This is a genomic window from Croceitalea sp. MTPC5, assembly GCF_036985505.1.
Classification (GTDB): Bacteria; Bacteroidota; Bacteroidia; order Flavobacteriales; family Flavobacteriaceae; genus Croceitalea.
In genome coordinates, this window is sequence record NZ_BTGQ01000004.1 from 468,041 (window position 1) to 486,452 (window position 18,412).

Consider the following 18,412-nt stretch of genomic DNA (forward strand, 5'->3'; position numbering starts at 1 on the left):
ACATCTCATTGTAGTCTTAACCTAAATTCTGCGCTGGATCTTAAGATTATTTTAGGTTCGTTCAATGAAGAAGTACTAGTGGTATCACCTAAATTTTCACCACTTACCCTGATATCGGTTGTGTTTCTAAGTATATCAAGACTACGACCCGCGGTTCCATAAGCGATTTGACGCTCTATCAATGGGGCAGGTTCTGGTGGCACGATAAAAGATTCGACATCCAATACAGCTCCATTGGCATCTAAGAACGCTATTGAGATACTGAGCTCTTTGCTTGTAGTATTTTCAACTTGATAAACAATCGTACCCTCTAGTACCCTTTCAGAAACGAATGGTTGATTAAACGCCTCGAATGTGAAGTTTTGATTGTAAAAAGCACCCGGGCCGGCCTGATTGATGGTCTGCTCATCCGATTCAAAATAAAAAATACTTGAGGCGACCAAGGGTTCAACGCTCAAATCATCAAATTGGTCAAAATCTTGCTCATCTGCACATGACGAAAGAAAAACGACATTAGTGAAAAGAAGGGCAAGACCCAAGAGATGGTTTTTCATTTTATAGCGAATCATTTCCATGGTAAACAATCAAAAAATGGTTTACCCTATTATAACTCTATAAAAAACTTTTTATTTCGTCAAGATGATCTATAATCTCACAAATCTCATGCTTGGGTTCCTGATGCGAATTGAAATGGATTACATGAATGCCCACATTCTTTGCCCCTAAAATGTCCGCTTCAAGACTATCACCTATCATAAGCGCCTTATCTGGACTCACCCTAGCCTGATTCAAAGCCATTTTGAATATTTTCGGATTGGGTTTCTTCACCCCTGCCATCTCTGAATTCACAATAACATCGAAATAATGTCGAATGTTTGATTGTATCATTTTCTTTTCTTGTACTTCTTCAAAGCCATTCGTAATGATATGAAGTCTATAATTATCCCTTAAATAATCCAATATCTCAAACGTACCCGGAAAAACATGATTGAACGAAGATAGGCACTTGATATATGCCTCTGATAAAAGGTGAATTTGCTCATCTGAAACCAACATATTAATGGTATCAAATGTTTTTCTTAGCCGCTCGTAACACAATTCTGATTTTGTTACACGTTCTTCCCTATACAGTTTCCAATAGGCCAAATTGGTAGGCACGTAAACTTCTAAAAATTCTGACAGCGGTACGTCAATTTGGTTGGTATTAAAGATTTCTTGAAAGGTCAGTGCCGAGTTTTTTTCAAAATCCCACAAGGTATGATCTAAATCAAAAAAAATATCGGTCACAATACTTTTATACATAGTAACGATTTAAAAAATCCTTATAAAGTTTTAACCAGTTTATACGATGTGTGCCCCCCAGAAGTTCATTAGAAAAAATGACGTTGAAATCTCCATTTACATTTTTGATCTCTTTATAGATAAGGTCCATTTCATTAAATATTTCCCCTGCCTTTTTATATTTATTAAAAGCATAGTCACAGACCACAAAGGGGTGTATCTTGATGGGTTGCTGCACTTCAAGGTTAATATCGTAAAATTGAAACGGGGTACAGGTACCTGCCCGAAAACCCACAATATGTGTATAGCCCATGGTGAAGTCGTCCGTAAATTCCGCTTCAATCAAATTACGATAGGTATTGGGCACCACTACCCTATTGTATCGCATTCTTGAATAATCGACCGGTCTATTGATAAGGTCGGAAAGTCGCTTTTTCTCTTCTTTTAAAATACCAAGATCTTGTGATGACGCCATTGATGCACTTAGCGAAACGACGCTATAGTCCGCTACCGATTTTATCAAACACCTGAATTTATTTCTATGTATTGAAACATTTTTGTCATGTTCGGAATAATCGGCAAATTGAAAAAAGAACATCGCTTTTAAACTGTATTTTTTATGGGTCTCTATCAAAGTACCGAAATTATCATAGGGGTCTTTTTTAGGATTGACCAAAACGGCTGTTCTCTTTGCCACCCTAGCTAATTTAAAACGAAACAAATCAAGAAAAAAACCAGCTATCGTCCTTGCAGGACCTTTTAAGGCATAACAATGCGATGTGGTTACGTTGACAATAGGCGTGAGCTTATACTTTTTTCCCTGAACCACAATTTCTGGAAACCTTAATCGTAATATTTGTAAAAGTTTTTGCGCCCATAAATCAACCACGGGTCGTTTTAAAAACCCAAATTGAAAGGCTATACTTGATTTTGGGGGAAATCTACCCAGGTCATCCTTAACGTGGGGCAAATACTCTTCATACCTACTCAATAAATAAAAGCTTGCTGAAAAAATATCAAATGGAATACTACTTCGCTCGCCACTTTCAAAAAAACAGGGAACCCCATCCCATTCACCCATCCTAATCTCAATATCGTTTATCCCCTGTTCAAACAAAAGGTCATTCGACCTAATAAAGAACTCATTTTGAAGGGGTTGTTTGGTATAGGTGATTTTTGGCCCTGAATGTTTTATGAAGTCTTCAACTTTAGTGGTAAAAATCACCTCTATCCCCAAAATTCTAGTGAAGATATGTTTCATGACATAACTAAGCCTATTCGAGATCTTATGGGTATATATTAGTAGCATCAAAGAATTTGTCGGTCGGCAAAACTAAAATAAGCTTTTTCGGTAATGATAAGGTGGTCTAAGACCTTAATGTCTAGAGTAGCGGCAGCATCTTTCAACTTCTGTGTAATCCGCTTGTCGGCAACACTTGGTTTCAAGGTGCCCGATGGATGATTGTGGGCCAATAATAACCCAACCGCACCATGTTCAAGTGCATGTTTCAATACAAGCCTCACATCGACTAAAGTACCTGTAATACCGCCCTTGCTCAATTGTTCTTTATGTAAGACCTTGTTGGAATTGTTCAAATAGACAATCCAAAATTCTTCATGGGGTAGGTCACCCATGATGGGCTGTAGAAGGGTAAAAGCAACGGTACTACTTGTGATTTTGGTTATCGCCATAGCTCCTTCCTTCCTTCTTCTCCTGCCCATCTCCAATGCCGCTGCAATTGTAACTGCTTTGGCTTGGCCTATTCCTTTGAAGCGCATCAACTGTTTTACGGAAAGTTTACCCAAGTCATTCAAATTGTTGCCCGTAGTAGCTAAAATTCGCTTAGATAGTTCAACAGCACTCTCTTCTTTATTACCAGAGCCAATTAAAATCGCAAGTAGTTCTGCATCAGAAAGTACAGAACGCCCCTTTTGGGCCAGTTTTTCTCGAGGCTTATCGTCATCAGACCAATTTTTAATTGAAAAAGAGGTTGAATTTTCTTGCATTTGCTAAAGATAATCTGATTTATTGAGTCTTTACATATCACATTTTAGATTTTATTACCCGTATTTTTTCACCTAATACTTTGTAACTTATGACTTCAAATAAAACCCAGAATAATGAAATCATTATTGGATGATAGCTGCTACCAAGAAGTCAAAACGAGGCTAGATAATCTTAACGAGAATTCAGAAAGGCAATGGGGTAAGATGACCGTTGGTCAAATGGCCTGGCACTGTCAATATCCATTAAAGCTTGCCATAGAAAACAAAAAGAACGCCTCGAAAGGTAATTGGTTCATCAAAGCCTTTTTCAAGAAGTCACTCTATAACGACAAACCATGGCGTAAAAACTTACCGACCGCCCCTCAGTTAAAAGCAAAAGAGCCCAAAGTCTTCACTGAAGAACGTAAGAAATTGAAAGAGCTCGTAGATGAGTTTCATGCCTTAAATGACCGCGATGTGTGGTATCCTCACCCAACATTTGGCACATTCACAAAAGAACAATGGGGACAAATGGAATACAAACATTTAGACCACCACTTAAGACAGTTCGGGGTGTAAACTTCTAACCCTGCAACAAAGAGATACGTATAGACATCTAATCAATAACACCTTCTTCACTTAAGGCCTCCACTATTTCGATTCTCACTTTGGTATCATTCACACTGCGATCTTCTTCAAGAATTACATTAGAAAAACCCAACATTATAGCAACAAGTACCATTGACAACCATTGTTTTAAGGTACTTGCTTTCAATTTTCTTGCCCTTGAATTATTTCGCATCATGATTTCAAATGATCAAAAGTTATACCCAGAAACAAAAATCTGCCAAAATCGCAGTTCCACTATTACGGTTTATCCATTAAATAATGTGGAGACCTCATTGAAGTCCAATCCCCCATAATTACCAGAACTCATGAATAATGCAACGGAATCATCAAAATTTTGAGCGAATACAAAATCTTCAAATGTTTTTGCGTTTGTATGGATTTCCAGATCATTTCTTTGAAAAGCCAAAGAAATCTGTTCTGTGCTTACCGGCTCCAATTTTTTAATGGCCACTGACTCTGGCAAATAAAATACCACAGCTAGGTCTGCAGCGGCAAGTGCGCCCTTGTACTCTTGTAAAAACCCAGGATTAAAGCTACTGTACGTGTGTAATTCTAAAAATGCCACTAATTTTTTATCTGGATATTGCTCTTTCACAGCAGCTGTAGTAGCCCTTACCTTGCTAGGGGAATGGGCGAAATCTTTAAAAGCGATACTAGTTTCACTTTCGGCTATTTTCTCTAATCTTTTTGATGCTCCTTTGAAGGTTGCTATGGCCTCATAAAAGTCATCTTGATCTACGCCCATGTTTTGACAGACCCATTTGGCCCCTGCGAGATTATTCAAATTATGTTTTCCGAAGACCTCAATCGGCATTGGACCTTCAGGGGTTTCCAACAAGGTGACCCCTTCTTCAACTGAATATTCAGGTGTACGGTATGGGAACTTTCGAATACTGTTCTCAGATTTTTCGACTACCCTTCTGACCTCATCATCTTCTTCATTATAGGTAATACTTCCGCCTTTAACAATGCTATCCACAAAAATTTGAAACTGTTCTACATAGTTTTCAAAAGTGGGAAAAACATTGATATGGTCCCAAGCAATACCGCTTAACAACGCAATATTTGGCTGGTATAAATGAAATTTTGGCCTTCTGTCTATTGGCGACGAAAGGTATTCATCCCCTTCTAAAACGATAAAATCGTTACCTTCGGTTAAATGCACCATACGGTCGAAACCGTCTAACTGCGCCCCTACCATGTAATCAACCTCAATACCATTGTAGTTCAAAACATGAAGTATCATTGAGGTAATGGTAGTCTTACCATGGCTACCTCCAATAACTACTCGTGTCTTGTTCTTTGATTGTTCATAAAGAAACTCAGGATAGGAGTAAATTCTCAATCCTAATTCTTGGGCTTTTAATAGTTCAGGATTATCTGATTTTGCATGCATACCGAGAATAATGGCGTCTAACCCCTCATGTATTTTTTCAGGGAACCAACCAAATTCTAGTGGTAATAGCCCTTTTACTTGTAATCGTCCTTTTGAGGGTTCAAAGATAACATCGTCGCTTCCTGTAATCTTATACCCCTTATGTGCTAGGGCTAATGCCAAATTGTGCATAGCAGAACCTCCAATGGAAATGAAGTGTACATTCATAATTATAAAATTGCCTTCAAAGATAGCCAATGGATTAAAATTGTTTTTCGATTCTTACTATATTGGTAAAAGATAAGGGATGTATTTCTTGGGGATACGGTTTAAATTATTCAAATGAAAAAAACGGCCACAATTCTACTTTTGGTTTTGACCATCAAAGCTTTTGCCCAAAATGGGGAATATTCCATAAAGTCATTTATGGATGAGGGAACTAAAGCGCCCAACACACACCACATTGGCGAAGCATGGCTCAATTTTTTGATTCAAGAAGGTGATGACATAGGGTATAATATAACCCAAGCTACCTTTGGCGCCAATGCCACTTTAGACTGGCATAAACATAGTACGCCCCAAGTCTTGATCGTAATCGAGGGAAGGGGATATTACCAAGAAAAACAAAAGGAACCTATTCTCCTTCAAAAAGGGGACGTCGTCAAATGCGCAAAAGATACGGAGCATTGGCATTCGTCTTCAAAAGATAGCAAAGTTTCTTATTTGGCGATTTACGGCAATTCACCAACTGTTTGGACAGAAAAATTGACCCAAGAATATTACGATAGCGTGGCGAAAAAGCTAAATGACGACTAAAATCTTAATCTTACTTACCATTATCTATGAATTTAAAAGACATACCATCAAAAGAAATAATGCCCGGTTATCACGGAAAAATGGTACACGCCGAACAAATGAGCTGGATTTTTTGGGATGTTGAAGTAGGTGCGGAAGTACCCGAACATCATCATATACATGAACAAATAATGCATGTTGTATCAGGTACTTTCGAGTTTACACTTGATGGTGAAACCAAAATGTACGAGCCGGGGGATGTTGTTGTAATACCTTCAAATACCCCCCATAGTGGAAGGGCGATTACACCTTGCAAATTGATGGACATTTTTAGTCCGGTCAGGGAAGCGTATAAATAGGCGTTAAGAAAAAAGAAAAGTTTATGGATATATCCTTAAAAGGAAAAAAGGCCCTGGTAGGTGGCAGTAGTGGTGGAATCGGGAAAGCAATCGCCCGTCAATTGGCCGAAAGCGGTGCCAGTGTTACCCTGATGTCCCGTAGTAAAGACAAGATGATTTCCATTATTGAAAATTTACCTACAAACCTAGGTCAAGAGCATCAATACCTAGTTGTCGATTTTAAAGATTATCAGGCCTACAAGGTTATTATTCTAAATTATTTCAAGAAGAATACTATTGATATCTTAATCAACAACACCCAAGGCCCCGAAGCTGGGGGCGCGCTCGAAAAAAACGTGGATGACTACCAAACCGCCTTTGACTTGTTATTCAAGTCGGTAGTATTAACCACGGAATTTGCCTTAAAACATATGCGGCAACAAGGTTGGGGGCGAATTGTAAACTTAGCCTCTATTTCGGTTAAAGAACCACTCAATTATTTGGCCCTGTCCAATTCTATCAGGGCCGCCGTAGTCGCCTGGGCCAAAAGCCTATCAATTGACGTTGCCCAAGACGGTATCACGGTGAACAATGTTTTGACCGGGTATTTTGATACCGAACGTATCGCACAACTGAATGCAAAGAAAGCTGAGAAATTAGGGGTAACGGCAAGTGAAGTTAGAAGCATTATGGAAAATAATGTTCCCACTAAACGAATTGGAAAACCGGAAGAATACGCTTATTTAGTTACCTTTTTGGCTTCTGAAAAAGCCGCATACATTACAGGAACAAACATTCCTATAGACGGCGGATTATTGAAATCTATGTAGAAAAATATGTTTTTAGCTGTTAATTTTCTATTTTACAGCTACTTTAATTAGCAAACCAACAAAATACAATCTTATGAATTCAAAAGTTTTTTTTGTCATTAGGATACTTTTAGGACTAATGGTATTAGTTTTTGGGCTTAACAAGTTTCTGCAGTTTATACCTCCGTTTGAACTTAATGAGGCAGGGCAAAATTACTTTATGGCCTTAACAAGTACTCAAACCATGACCATGGTCGCAGTAGTTGAAATAGCTGCCGGAATTGCACTGATCACAAATAAGTTCGGTGCTTTAATGTCGGTTATTTTAATGAGTGTTTCGGTAAATGCCGTATTGTTTCATGCCACTTTGGCCCCTGAAGGCATTGCTCCCGCACTTGGTCTTTTATTACTTAATATTCTTGTGCTTGTCGGCTACAAAAGCAGGTATGAAGGTATGCTGAAGGCTTAAAGGAAAAATATAAGATTTAGGTAACAAGGTCGTAAAAGGCCTTGCTACCTAAATACTCATCCTATCTTTGAACAAATACGATTGTCTTCGAGATACCTCGACCTCACAGCCATTTAGCATAGTCAGTTTCAATTTACCATTGAACCAGGGAACAACATTCTGTATATGGTTAATATTGACGATTTGTTGTCGGTTTACCCTAAAAAACGATTGCTCAGGAAGCTTTTCCTCTATTTGATTCAGTGATTTGTACAACAACGGTTTATGATCTTCAAAATGCACACGGGTATAATTACCAACAATCTCAAAATGGGAAATAGACCCGATTTTCACTAACCAACATTGTTCTCCATCCTTGATGAAAATCTGACTTTTTTCTGTTAATTGATTTTTTACTTCTGATGTAGTCTCTTCCTCATTCAGTTTCGATTTTACTTTATCGATGGCCAACGCGAAACGTTTCGCATTGATAGGCTTTAAAAGATAATCTAAGGCATTATACTCGAACGATTTGATCGCATATTCGTCAAATGCCGTCGTAAATATGGTTATGGGTACTTCATCTAACATTTCCAAAAGCTCAAAACCATCTTTTTCGGGCATATTGATATCCAAAAACAGTAAATCCGGCTGTTCTTTTTGAATGAGGTTAAAACCCAAATCCACATTTTCAGCCTCCCCTATGAGCGTGATATCATCATGGTTCTTGAGCAATTCTTTCAACTCGTTGCGAGCCAAACGTGAATCTTCTACAATAACTGCCCTTATTTTCATGTCAACGGAATTTTGATATTAGCCACGACCTCATGTTCTATCTCGTTCAATGTGAACTCAGCTTTATCTCCGTAAAGTAAATGCAATCTTTGGCGAATATTCTTCAGCCCCAATTGTGTCGAATCTTTTGAAATCTGAAGTTTTCCCGTATTCGTGACGCACAGTTGAAGTTTATCTTCTTTCTTTCTGATTTCCAAGACTATTTTTCCACCTTCCTTTAAATTTGAGATACCGTGTTTCATTGCATTCTCAACCAACAGCTGTATGATCATTGGTGGAATCTGAAGCGAAAGACAGTTGTCTTCTATCGTTCTTTCAAATTGAAGTCTGTTTTCAAACTGAATTTTTGAAAGTGCAATGTAGTTATCCACCATATCCAACTCTTCTTCGACTGCAATGGCATTCACGTTGTTCTTGGTCAATGAATAACGTAATATTTCTGAGAGTTTGGTCAACATCTCCCTTGAGCGATTGACATCTTCAAGCATGAGTCCCCTGATATTGTTCAGACTATTGAACATAAAATGAGGGTTTATCTGCCCCTTCAACGTGTTTAATTGGGCCTGTTTTAAACTCGTATTCAGCTCTAAGCGTTCTATTCTATTTTGATTTGCTTTTAGTAGTAGTTTTATCACCAGGTAACAAATAACCCAGCAAATCATTATGAATATAGAGTTGAAAACCAATATCCAAATATTATCAAAGGCTTTCAGTATTTCTTTTTCGGTTTCTGAGATTTCAGGTCCGAACTTTCCATAGGCACGTCCAATAAAATAGCTTAGAAAACCATAAATTGCCGAAGCCACGATGGTAGCTAACACAATTTTGAGAAACTGTCTTAAATCAAAATTCTCAAGACTGACTTTTGCCCTGAGGTAATACCTAAGAAGTGTTGATGACCCAATACCTATTAGAAGGCCGGTTACCAATGAAAAAATCACGAATTGTAATCCTAACTTTTTCAGAAAAAGAATGGATGTTAGATTCAAAAATCCCCAACCACAGATTTGAAGTATCCAAAATATGAGGTTTCTTCTTTTAACGGTAAGATTCATTGAAATTTAGGATTTTCTTTAATGCGACCAAAGATAAATAAGTTTGCCTACTGAAAACCCAAGACCAAAGAATACCACTACCACCCCCAAAGTAACCTTTAGTATCTTGGCCTTGCTGTTAAAGCCAGTACCACATTTGGTATCTTTTGCATCTTCCCTAAAACCCTGAAACAATAGTATTGCGGCCGACAGGACTAGCAGAGTCGCCAAAATCAAATCAGCATCTTTAAACTGTGAAATCAATGCAGCGGTCAATAAAATTCCCCCTGCACCATAAAGCACGTTTCTTTTGCTTAGTTTCATAAATCTGCAGGCTTAGGCATTTATTTTAAATTCAGCTATCCCTTTTGGCGCTTTATGAAGCAAAGCCGTTCCCATTAGGGTAAGCCCAGTATAAATAGGGAAAAAATAACTCATTAAGTCTTTGTTGGCAATTGCGCCAAATACCCCTACCAATAGGGCAATGAATCCGATGATGAATACAATTTGTTTGGTGTTTTCTAAATTTTTCATGTTGACTGTTTTTAGGATTGGTGTTATTTAAATTAAAATGCTCAATACAAGTGATACTACTAATTTTACCAGTGCTATCATTTATCTATTTTTTGATTTTCAATTGATTATGAAGCAAATATACTGGCGAACCGTATTCATGGAAAGTTATTTATGACCAACGGTAAACCAAGCTTACCGAACGGTAGTGAAACTTTACCCAACTGATTTTCGGGCATTAAAAAAGGGGACACTAGTCCCCTTCTCATATGTAATGTATATGATATAGCTTAGTCCTTGAGGGGTTGTTCCGTAATATTATCTTTACCCAAGTGCTTGGCATAAAAGCCCATCATGGCTTTATAAAGGGCTATGGAATTTTCTTCTTTTGCAAAACCATGTCCTTCATCATATTTCACCATATAGGGCACCTCAAAGCCTTTGTCCCTTAATGCACTTACAATCTGGTCTGATTCATCGATATTCACCCTTGGGTCATTTGCGCCTTGCACAACGAACAAGGGTTTTTTGATTTTATCTATCTGATATACCGGTGAAACTTCCTCCATAATCTTCTTTTCTTCAGCGACTGCTTCATCATACCAGATTTCTTTTAGAATCTTTAAATAAGGTTTCCAATACGGTGGAATGGTCTTCATAAAAGTAAAAAGATTGGAAACCCCAACGTAATCTACCCCACAGGCATATAGATCCGGAGTTTTGGTCAGTCCTCTTAAAACAGCATAACCACCGTGGCTACCACCATAGATCGCCGCTTTTTTTGCATCTACCCAACCCTGATCGATCACGTATTGCAAACCATCTTCAACATCGTCCATGGCCTTTCTGCCTATTTGTTTGAAACCCGACTCTAAAAACTCTTTTCCGTAGCCTCCTGAAATCCTAAAATTAACCTGTAATGTGGCATAACCCCTACTTGCGAACAATTGCGCCTCTGGGTTAAAGCCCCAAGAATCTCGAATACCCTGTGGGCCACCATGGGGGTTTACGATTACCGGAACTTTCTCTCCAGCTATTGCTGCTTTTGGCAATGTAATGTAACCGTGAATAGTAAGTCCGTCCCTGCTTGTAAAGGTGATAGGTCGCATTTCCGACATATCTTCTTCTTTAAGTTGTGGCATAAGACTGTATAAAAACTTAAATTCATCTTTTTTGACATCGTAAGAATGGTACGCTCCATACAATCGGTCACTTTGCAGAAAAATGAGTAGGTTATTCTCATCATCGGTAGCGTCAGCAATACTATATTGTTCGTTTGGAAATTGGGTCACTATTCGCTCATGTAATTTTTTATAAGATTCGCTGATTGGAACTATTACATTCTTCTCACCCTCATAAGAGACATAATCGAGTTCATACCCGCGCATTCTAGAAAGGTACATGTCGGCAACGTCAAAACTATCGTTACTAAAAATCTCTTCAAGCTGTTTATTTTCTTTTAAATCGTAACGAATGATCTTGGCCTTGTCACTGTTTAAGTTTGAAACCATATAGGCATCATGGGGGTAGTCTGTAGCGTAATCAAAGGTCAAAATACCAAAGGCATCCTTCCAATTAAGGTTCTTGATGACCTTAAAACCACCTTCACCATCTTCGTAATACAAATCTTGCTCGACACCATCCCTTATTTTTGTAAATCCCTTTAAATTGCCGTCTTTGTCAAAATTATAGGCGGTAATTGGGTTAGCGGCATCTTCATTGGTGTATAATTGTTCTAACTGCCCTGTGCGCACATTCACTTTAAAGGGTTCAAATACCTGAGGATTGTTTTTGTTCATCTGAACAATGATATGGTCTTTATCTTCTTTCAATAAGTCAGAAAATTGGGCCTGTACGCCATCAAATGGGGTCAGATCTTTTAATTCGGTTCCATCAAGGTTGACGGCATAAACGTGATAATTTTCATCACCTCCACTATCCATCAAATAAACCAAGCGTTCATTATTTATCCATCCATATCCACGAACCAGTTCATCTTTTTCCTCAATGGCCCGTGTCGTAGTATTCGAGCTTATGTTCTTTACATAGATATGTCGTTTTCCGTTTTCATCTTTTTCTCGGTAAGACATATAAGTACCATCGGGTGAAAACCTAAATGTTGATGCTTTTGGTTTGGCAAAGTAATCTTCGACCGTATATCGATAATCACCTTGATCTAGGTTTGCCAAAGCAGTTAATTCTTCTTCTGAGCTTGGTAATTCGGTATTTCCTGGTTTGGTCTTTATCGTTTTCATTAAATTCAAGGGCAATTCCATTCCCCCTTGATAAAACGTACCGGTTATAGTTTCATCCTTCAGGCTACCTACATATTTTATACCTGCCTGTTTGAAAACAATGGTCAATTCATTTTCGGCAAATAGGGTTTCATCCATGGGTATGTCAGTCGCGCCTTGAGAAGGGCTGTCCATTGTTGACTTCAATTCCCCATTATCGTTTGTGACATTGAAAATTAGTGGCATTTCCATTCCTTGAACTGCCAAGGTTCCCTTCCAAGAGCCGGCAATATCCTGGGCATATCCTATAACCCCCACAAATAATAAGGTCAGTGATAGTAGTACATACTTCGTTTTCGATTTCATAAAATATAGGTTTACTTGTTTATGTATAGTGTTTGTAATGAGTGTTTAAATGAACCGTTTTGTTACATCGTAACACCCTTCAAATATATAAACCACTTCAATCTATAGATATGGAAATATGATAAGCGGCAAAATGGAGAACATGAACGGAAACTACAATGTTCTATTTAGGGGGATATTTCACAAATACCTTATCGATTACGGCCCTCAGACGTTTTTCGCGTAGAATGGGGGAATCATTTTCTTTATACACCGATTTACTGGACGCTTGCCAAAAAAGTGAATTTTTTTGACTGTCGATAAAATCAAATTGAATGGAACGTTGAATACTGGAGCTCCCCAACGGAATGCCGACGGATACTCCACCTCCAACATTTCTACCGGTGCCCCCTATACCCAAGCCAACATTATTACCGCTATTTTCGATAAATTCAGAACTTATGATATCAATAAAGAACTCTGGTTCTTCTGCAAGCAATAAACCTTTGGCATGAAGCGTGGAATCCAGTATGCGCAACAAACGTTTCTCGTCTAATTGGCTCAGGCCCGATTGCATGTCAGCATAATAGTTATAGGTAGTGTAGTTAGAAAAATCAGTTGTACCATCGTAGTCATATTGCACGCGCACCGAACTACATGCCGATAAAAAAAGAAAGCAGAAAACGATGTAAATATGACTTCTCATAAGTGTTATAATCCTGAATTTACAAATTATGTTTTCTCATAGCGAAAAAAACGGAGACTATTCGTTCAATAGCTTCCATAGCAAATCCTTCAGATCCTGAATGCCTTTCTGGGCCACCGATGAGATAAACAGGTAAGGAACATCAAGGTCATGATCCAATATCGCCTTCATTTCGCCCATCAGTTCATCATCAAGCATATCACATTTTGAAATAGCAACGATACGGTTCTTATCCAACAACTCTGAATTATACCTTCGAAGCTCATCCAATAAAATCTTGTATTCTTTGCTGATATCATTACTATCTGCAGGAATCAAGAACAATAGCGTTGCGTTGCGTTCAATATGACGCAGAAAGTAATGCCCGAGCCCTTTACCTTCGGCCGCACCTTCAATTATACCGGGGATATCGGCCATTACGAAGCTTTGGTAATCGCGGTATTCAACAATGCCTAAATTGGGCTTTAAGGTGGTAAACTCGTAGTCGGCAATCTTAGGTTTTGCAGAGGTCATTACGGAGAGTAGGGTCGACTTTCCCGCATTCGGAAAACCTACAAGGCCAACATCGGCCAAAACCTTCAATTCTAAGGTAATCTGTCGTTCTTCACCTGGTATACCCGGTTGGGCATAACGTGGGGTTTGATTCGTAGCTGTTTTAAAATGCCAATTACCACGACCACCCATACCTCCTTGGGCAACTATACGTTCTTCACCATTTTCGGTAATCTCAAAAAGAATGGCATTGGTCAATGTATCCCGTACGACAGTGCCTAACGGCACATCCATATAAATATCCTCACCATCTGCCCCAGTACTTCGATTTTTACTTCCATGTGCCCCGTGGCCCGCCTTAAAGTGTTTTTTGAATTTATACGTGACCAAGGTCCAGAGATTCGAATTGCCCCTAATGATCACGTGGCCTCCCCTACCACCATCGCCGCCGTCGGGGCCTCCTTTGGTAATATATTTTTCGCGATGTAGATGCACAGAACCTTTACCTCCATTACCTGAGGCAACAAAGGCCTTTACATAATCAACAAAATTACCTTCGGTCATTTTCTAAGTTTACAATATTCGTGTTTTCTACTTTTAGCAATTAGGATAGAATCGCTGTATCAACCGCTTGGTATCGAATCGTCAAAATAAAAAAGATAAATGAAATATACGGCCGCAGAAATCAAAAACAACAGTACCGCAGAACAGCCGGTAATAAAACAACCTTTAAACGCGTACTTAGCAGGTATAACTTCTTCTGGCATTTCATCATCATTTTAAGAAAAACGGGCTATGACCTTGGCCAATCGTTCTGTAATTTCAGCAATCTGCCCAATACCATTCACCGAATGAAACTTGCCCTGTTTCGAATAATAGTCTTTTAAGGGCGCCGTTTTTTGATTGTACTCATCAAAACGATTTCGAATCTTGCTTTCATCTTGATCATCACTTCTTCCACTTTCCCTACCGCGTTCCAAGAGTCGTGCGACCAATACGTCTTCGTCTGCCTCCAATGCAATGGTAGCATCGATTTTCATGTCTTTTGACTCCAAAAAATTATCCAATGCTTCTGCCTGGGCGGTCGTTCTCGGAAAACCATCAAAAATAAAACCGGCCGCATCACTGTTTTTCTCCACTTCGTCTTTCAGCATGTTGATGGTTACCTCATCGGGAACTAGGTCGCCTTTGTCGATATAAGATTTGGCCAACTTACCAAGCTCGGTACCATTTTTCATATTAAATCGAAAAACGTCACCAGTTGAAATGTGTTTTAGACCGTATTTTTCTTTTAGAAATCCAGCTTGGGTTCCTTTGCCTGCTCCGGGTTTTCCGAAAAGCACTAAGTTGATCATATTGGTTTGATTTAATTGATAGACTTCTTTCAAATTGCGTCCGAGCTCCTTGTAATCCAATCCGTAGCCTACGATAAAACTATCCGGAATTTCGAGGCCAACGTAGTCAATCACATATTCCCCGTTATAAACATCCGGTTTATAAAAAAGTGAGGCTATCTTAAATTCCTTGACATTGGCGCCCGAAAATAAGTTGACCAGTTTTTGCAACGTGCGTCCGGTATCAATGATATCTTCTAAGATAATCACACTACGGCCCTCGATGTTTTCTGAAACGTCCAATAAGGTCTCTACGATACCCGTTGAAGTCAAGCCTTGATACGAACTTAATTTCACAAAAGACACCTCGCAAGGATATTCGTAGGCCTTCAAGAAATCGGATACGAACATAAAAGAGCCATTTAAGACCCCTACGAAAATAGGAACATCATCTTTATAATCTTCGGCAATGTCACTCGCCATTTTTTGAACAGCGTTCAAAATACGAGTCTCGCCCAAAAATGGTTTAAACAGCTTGTCGTGTAGCTTGATCAAAGTCTTTTTGTTCTTGAATAGTTGGCAAAGATAGCATAATTTAATGGGGGTTTTGGCGGCATTGCTTCCCCCTTTTGGTAATTCAGTGTATTTTTGTCGGCAATACTATTTGATTCAACATGCACTATTTTTCCTCTGATTTTAAACTCGGTATCCTAGGCGGTGGACAATTGGGCAAAATGCTGCTCTACGAAACCCGTAAATGGGATATCTACACCAAAGTTTTAGACGCTTCGGAAGAAGCCCCATGCAAAATTGCATGTAATGACTTTGTGGTGGGAAGCTTATTGGATTTTGACGCCGTTTATAATTTTGGGAAGGATGTGGATGTATTGACCATTGAAATCGAAAACGTAAACGTCGATGCCCTTGAGAAATTGGAAAGTGAAGGAATCAAGGTATATCCACCAACGAAATCACTCCGCATTATCCAGAATAAGGCCAATCAAAAATTGTTTTATGTAGACAACAACATTCCCACGGCCAACTTTCAACGATTCGCCTACAAAAGTGAAATTACCGACAGCTATACCAATGGGGCCTTGCAGTTTCCTTTTATTTGGAAAGCGGCACAATTCGGATATGACGGGCAAGGTGTAAAAGTCGTTCGCTCTTTAGCTGATTTGAACGAATTACCTGCCGGGGAATGTATCGCTGAAGAGATGGTACATTTCAAAAATGAATTGGCCGTTATCGTAGCACGAAGCGCAATTGGGGAAGTCAAGACGTATCCCGTTGTGGAAATGGAATTTCATCCAGAGGCCAATCAGGTCGAATACGTACTATGTCCGGCTAGAATCGATGATGAAGTGGCAAAAAAAGCCCAAGAAATCGCATTGAAAGTATCAGAAAAAATACAACAGGTCGGTTTGTTGGCCATAGAACTGTTTCAGACCCAAAATGATACGATTTTGGTCAATGAGGTGGCGCCCAGACCCCATAATAGCGGCCACTACAGTATAGAAGCCAGTTATACGAACCAATTTGAGCAGCACATTCGTGCAATACTTGGTTTACCATTGGGTATCACGGATAGTAAGGTTGCCGGTATCATGGTGAACCTTGTTGGAGAAGAAGGGCATACCGGGGATGTGGTCTATGAAAATCTGGATACCATCATCAAGAAACATGGTGTTACCCCTCATATTTACGGAAAAAAGCAAACACGTCCTTTTCGTAAAATGGGACATGTCACCATTGTAAATAAAAATATTGAAAGGGCTCGGGAAATCGCACAACAGGTAAAAGAAACCATACGGGTGGTCGCCAAGTAGAAGATCCTTTCCGGCGCTAGCTGACTCAACGGTAATTAAAACAAGTTTCGAATATGAAATTCAATTTTATGAATATTGGAAAAAAATATCGTTTAGAAGAAAAATTCGTCAAGGCTGACCAGAATCTCAAGGCAGGCAAGATTGCTGCGGCGGTTGAAGAATTCGAGGCCATATTGGATGAAGATGAGACCTTTGGCAAGGCCTATAACCATTTGGGTTGGGTGTATGAAACAAAATTCAAGGACTATGAAAATGCGGAAAAGAATTATAAACTGGCCCTAAAGTATACCCCAAATTACACTGCTGTATATAAAAATTACGCCATACTCTTATCGACCATAGGTAGATACGATGATTTAAAAGTACTGCTCGAGAAGGCGATTACGATACCTGGCATGGATAAATTCACCATTTATAATGAATACGGTATCATGTACGAGCAATTGGAACAGTACAAATTGGCTTCCCAATATTACAGGGACGCTGCCAAAGCCACAATGAATGATAAAACCATGAAAGCGGCAATGGATTCTATAGAAAGATGTAATACAAAAATGAGTCTTTAAAATATGAAAAATGAGTAAAGTAGCTGTAGTAATGGGGAGCACCAGCGACCTACCGGTGATGCAAGATGCCATTGATATTTTAAAAGGTTTTGACATTGAGGTCGATGTCGATATCGTATCTGCGCACAGAACACCTGAAAAATTATTTGATTTCAGTAAAAATGCCCATAGCAATGGATATACGGTCATTATTGCAGGTGCAGGAGGGGCGGCACATTTACCCGGCATGGTTGCATCAATGTCACCCTTACCGGTCATCGGCGTTCCCGTAAAAAGTAGCAATTCCATTGATGGGTGGGATTCCGTACTTTCCATCTTACAAATGCCCGGGGGCGTACCCGTGGCTACCGTAGCCCTGAATGGTGCTAAAAATGCAGGTATTCTTGCCGCACAAATTATAGGCGCTTCCGATAAGTGCGTTTTAGATAAAATTTTAGTGTATAAAGAGGGGCTAAAACAGAAAGTAATGGATGGGGCCAAAAAAGTAAACCAATGAAATTAAAAAGTACTATTATTTTATTGACGGTTGTATTATTTTCTTGCCAAACCAAGACCTGGGAAGAATACGAGCTCACCAGCCCGACCCTAGTGCATATCGCACCAGATAGTTTGGTAATCGAACAGCTAGTACAAAAATGGGGCGAAGAAGACTTTCAAGCGACCATTGACGATGTTATTTGGTACCATAGTGAACTAATGATGCTAGTAGATACCTTGAAAATAGACCAAATCACCACAGAAAGCAAAAACATTTCACTGATAGGCGGCGAAAAAACCTGGAAAATAGCTACGGACACCCTAGACTACAAATGGCATTACATCTATTTCAATGGTAACGACTTTATCGAAAAAGATGCCTATACCATGAAAGAATACCTTCTCAAGAATAATTAACGAAATCA

Annotated in this window: 23 protein-coding genes; 9 read left to right on the forward strand and 14 right to left on the reverse strand. The window is 39.1% G+C overall.

The window, feature by feature from the left end:
* Positions 1-5: 5 nt before the first annotated feature.
* From AACM45_RS14875 to radC, 4 genes are read right to left on the reverse strand one after another with little or no spacing between them, the layout of a single operon-like run.
* Positions 6-554, reverse strand: a complete 549-nt coding sequence (locus tag AACM45_RS14875) for a hypothetical protein (RefSeq protein ID WP_339143681.1) — start codon at positions 552-554, stop codon at positions 6-8.
* 58 nt (positions 555-612) lie between these two features.
* The gene (locus tag AACM45_RS14880; RefSeq protein WP_339143682.1) at positions 613-1,302 is read right to left on the reverse strand and encodes a YjjG family noncanonical pyrimidine nucleotidase; all 690 of its coding nucleotides are present in this window, start codon (positions 1,300-1,302) and stop codon (positions 613-615) included.
* Positions 1,295-2,542 carry a polysaccharide deacetylase family protein gene (locus AACM45_RS14885; protein ID WP_339143683.1) on the reverse strand — a complete coding sequence of 416 codons (1,248 nt, stop codon included), beginning with the start codon at positions 2,540-2,542 and terminating at the stop codon, positions 1,295-1,297. Before AACM45_RS14885 ends, AACM45_RS14880 begins: the two co-directional genes overlap by 8 nt.
* Before the next feature lie 47 nt (positions 2,543-2,589).
* Entirely contained in the window at positions 2,590-3,288 is a 699-nt protein-coding gene (radC, locus tag AACM45_RS14890; RefSeq protein WP_339143684.1) for a RadC family protein, read from the reverse strand.
* Between the two features lie 114 nt (positions 3,289-3,402).
* On the opposite strand from radC, the gene AACM45_RS14895 reads away from it, so the two are divergent.
* Positions 3,403-3,846 (forward strand): DUF1569 domain-containing protein, encoded by a 444-nt coding sequence (locus tag AACM45_RS14895; protein ID WP_339143685.1) that lies wholly within the window; start codon positions 3,403-3,405, stop codon positions 3,844-3,846.
* A gap of 37 nt (positions 3,847-3,883) precedes the next feature.
* On the opposite strand, the gene AACM45_RS14900 is transcribed toward AACM45_RS14895, so the two are convergent.
* Positions 3,884-4,072 carry a hypothetical protein gene (locus tag AACM45_RS14900; protein WP_339143686.1) on the reverse strand — a complete coding sequence of 63 codons (189 nt, stop codon included), beginning with the start codon at positions 4,070-4,072 and terminating at the stop codon, positions 3,884-3,886.
* Between the two features lie 69 nt (positions 4,073-4,141).
* Positions 4,142-5,500 (reverse strand): UDP-N-acetylmuramate--L-alanine ligase, encoded by a 1,359-nt coding sequence (locus AACM45_RS14905; RefSeq protein ID WP_339143687.1) that lies wholly within the window; start codon positions 5,498-5,500, stop codon positions 4,142-4,144.
* Between the two features lie 114 nt (positions 5,501-5,614).
* Here AACM45_RS14905 and AACM45_RS14910 point away from each other — a divergent pair, with 114 nt between their 5' ends.
* The 4 genes from AACM45_RS14910 to AACM45_RS14925 all read left to right on the forward strand — a co-directional run bounded on the left by AACM45_RS14910 (position 5,615) and on the right by AACM45_RS14925 (position 7,683).
* A complete protein-coding gene (locus AACM45_RS14910) occupies positions 5,615-6,088 on the forward strand; it encodes a cupin domain-containing protein (protein WP_339143688.1) in 474 nt (157 codons plus the stop codon).
* Positions 6,089-6,114: 26 nt separating this feature from the next.
* A complete protein-coding gene (locus AACM45_RS14915) occupies positions 6,115-6,426 on the forward strand; it encodes a cupin domain-containing protein (protein ID WP_339143689.1) in 312 nt (103 codons plus the stop codon).
* 23 nt (positions 6,427-6,449) lie between these two features.
* A complete protein-coding gene (locus AACM45_RS14920) occupies positions 6,450-7,235 on the forward strand; it encodes an SDR family oxidoreductase (protein WP_339143690.1) in 786 nt (261 codons plus the stop codon).
* A 73-nt stretch (positions 7,236-7,308) separates the two neighbouring features.
* Positions 7,309-7,683 carry a DoxX family membrane protein gene (locus AACM45_RS14925; protein ID WP_339143691.1) on the forward strand — a complete coding sequence of 125 codons (375 nt, stop codon included), beginning with the start codon at positions 7,309-7,311 and terminating at the stop codon, positions 7,681-7,683.
* A 48-nt stretch (positions 7,684-7,731) separates the two neighbouring features.
* Here AACM45_RS14925 and AACM45_RS14930 read toward each other — a convergent pair whose 3' ends face one another.
* The 8 genes from AACM45_RS14930 to AACM45_RS14965 all read right to left on the reverse strand — a co-directional run bounded on the left by AACM45_RS14930 (position 7,732) and on the right by AACM45_RS14965 (position 15,670).
* Entirely contained in the window at positions 7,732-8,457 is a 726-nt protein-coding gene (locus tag AACM45_RS14930; protein ID WP_339143692.1) for a LytR/AlgR family response regulator transcription factor, read from the reverse strand.
* Complete coding sequence (locus AACM45_RS14935) at positions 8,454-9,512, reverse strand: sensor histidine kinase (protein WP_339143693.1); 1,059 nt, start codon at positions 9,510-9,512, stop codon at positions 8,454-8,456. Before AACM45_RS14935 ends, AACM45_RS14930 begins: the two co-directional genes overlap by 4 nt.
* Before the next feature lie 18 nt (positions 9,513-9,530).
* A complete protein-coding gene (locus AACM45_RS14940) occupies positions 9,531-9,815 on the reverse strand; it encodes a hypothetical protein (protein WP_339143695.1) in 285 nt (94 codons plus the stop codon).
* Positions 9,816-9,827: 12 nt separating this feature from the next.
* Entirely contained in the window at positions 9,828-10,025 is a 198-nt protein-coding gene (locus AACM45_RS14945) for a hypothetical protein (RefSeq protein ID WP_339143696.1), read from the reverse strand.
* A 269-nt stretch (positions 10,026-10,294) separates the two neighbouring features.
* Positions 10,295-12,604 carry a prolyl oligopeptidase family serine peptidase gene (locus AACM45_RS14950; RefSeq protein ID WP_445227731.1) on the reverse strand — a complete coding sequence of 770 codons (2,310 nt, stop codon included), beginning with the start codon at positions 12,602-12,604 and terminating at the stop codon, positions 10,295-10,297.
* A 163-nt stretch (positions 12,605-12,767) separates the two neighbouring features.
* The gene (locus AACM45_RS14955) at positions 12,768-13,289 is read right to left on the reverse strand and encodes a DUF4136 domain-containing protein (protein WP_339143697.1); all 522 of its coding nucleotides are present in this window, start codon (positions 13,287-13,289) and stop codon (positions 12,768-12,770) included.
* 57 nt (positions 13,290-13,346) lie between these two features.
* Positions 13,347-14,345, reverse strand: a complete 999-nt coding sequence (gene obgE, locus AACM45_RS14960; RefSeq protein WP_339143698.1) for a GTPase ObgE — start codon at positions 14,343-14,345, stop codon at positions 13,347-13,349.
* A 215-nt stretch (positions 14,346-14,560) separates the two neighbouring features.
* Positions 14,561-15,670, reverse strand: a complete 1,110-nt coding sequence (locus AACM45_RS14965; RefSeq protein ID WP_339143700.1) for an adenylate kinase — start codon at positions 15,668-15,670, stop codon at positions 14,561-14,563.
* Positions 15,671-15,789: 119 nt separating this feature from the next.
* Between AACM45_RS14965 and AACM45_RS14970 the strand changes: the two genes are divergently transcribed.
* The 4 genes from AACM45_RS14970 to AACM45_RS14985 are packed head-to-tail and all read left to right on the forward strand — an operon-like array spanning position 15,790 to position 18,404.
* Positions 15,790-16,944: a 5-(carboxyamino)imidazole ribonucleotide synthase gene (locus tag AACM45_RS14970; protein ID WP_339143702.1), complete on the forward strand. Its 1,155-nt coding sequence runs from the start codon at positions 15,790-15,792 to the stop codon at positions 16,942-16,944.
* Between the two features lie 53 nt (positions 16,945-16,997).
* Entirely contained in the window at positions 16,998-17,510 is a 513-nt protein-coding gene (locus AACM45_RS14975) for a hypothetical protein (RefSeq protein WP_339143703.1), read from the forward strand.
* 10 nt (positions 17,511-17,520) lie between these two features.
* On the forward strand, positions 17,521-18,006 hold the full coding sequence (purE, locus tag AACM45_RS14980; protein WP_339143705.1) for a 5-(carboxyamino)imidazole ribonucleotide mutase: 486 nt from the start codon (positions 17,521-17,523) through the stop codon (positions 18,004-18,006).
* Positions 18,003-18,404, forward strand: coding sequence for a hypothetical protein (locus tag AACM45_RS14985; RefSeq protein ID WP_339143708.1), 402 nt, complete (start codon positions 18,003-18,005; stop codon positions 18,402-18,404). Before purE ends, AACM45_RS14985 begins: the two co-directional genes overlap by 4 nt.
* The last annotated feature ends 8 nt before the right edge of the window (positions 18,405-18,412 follow it).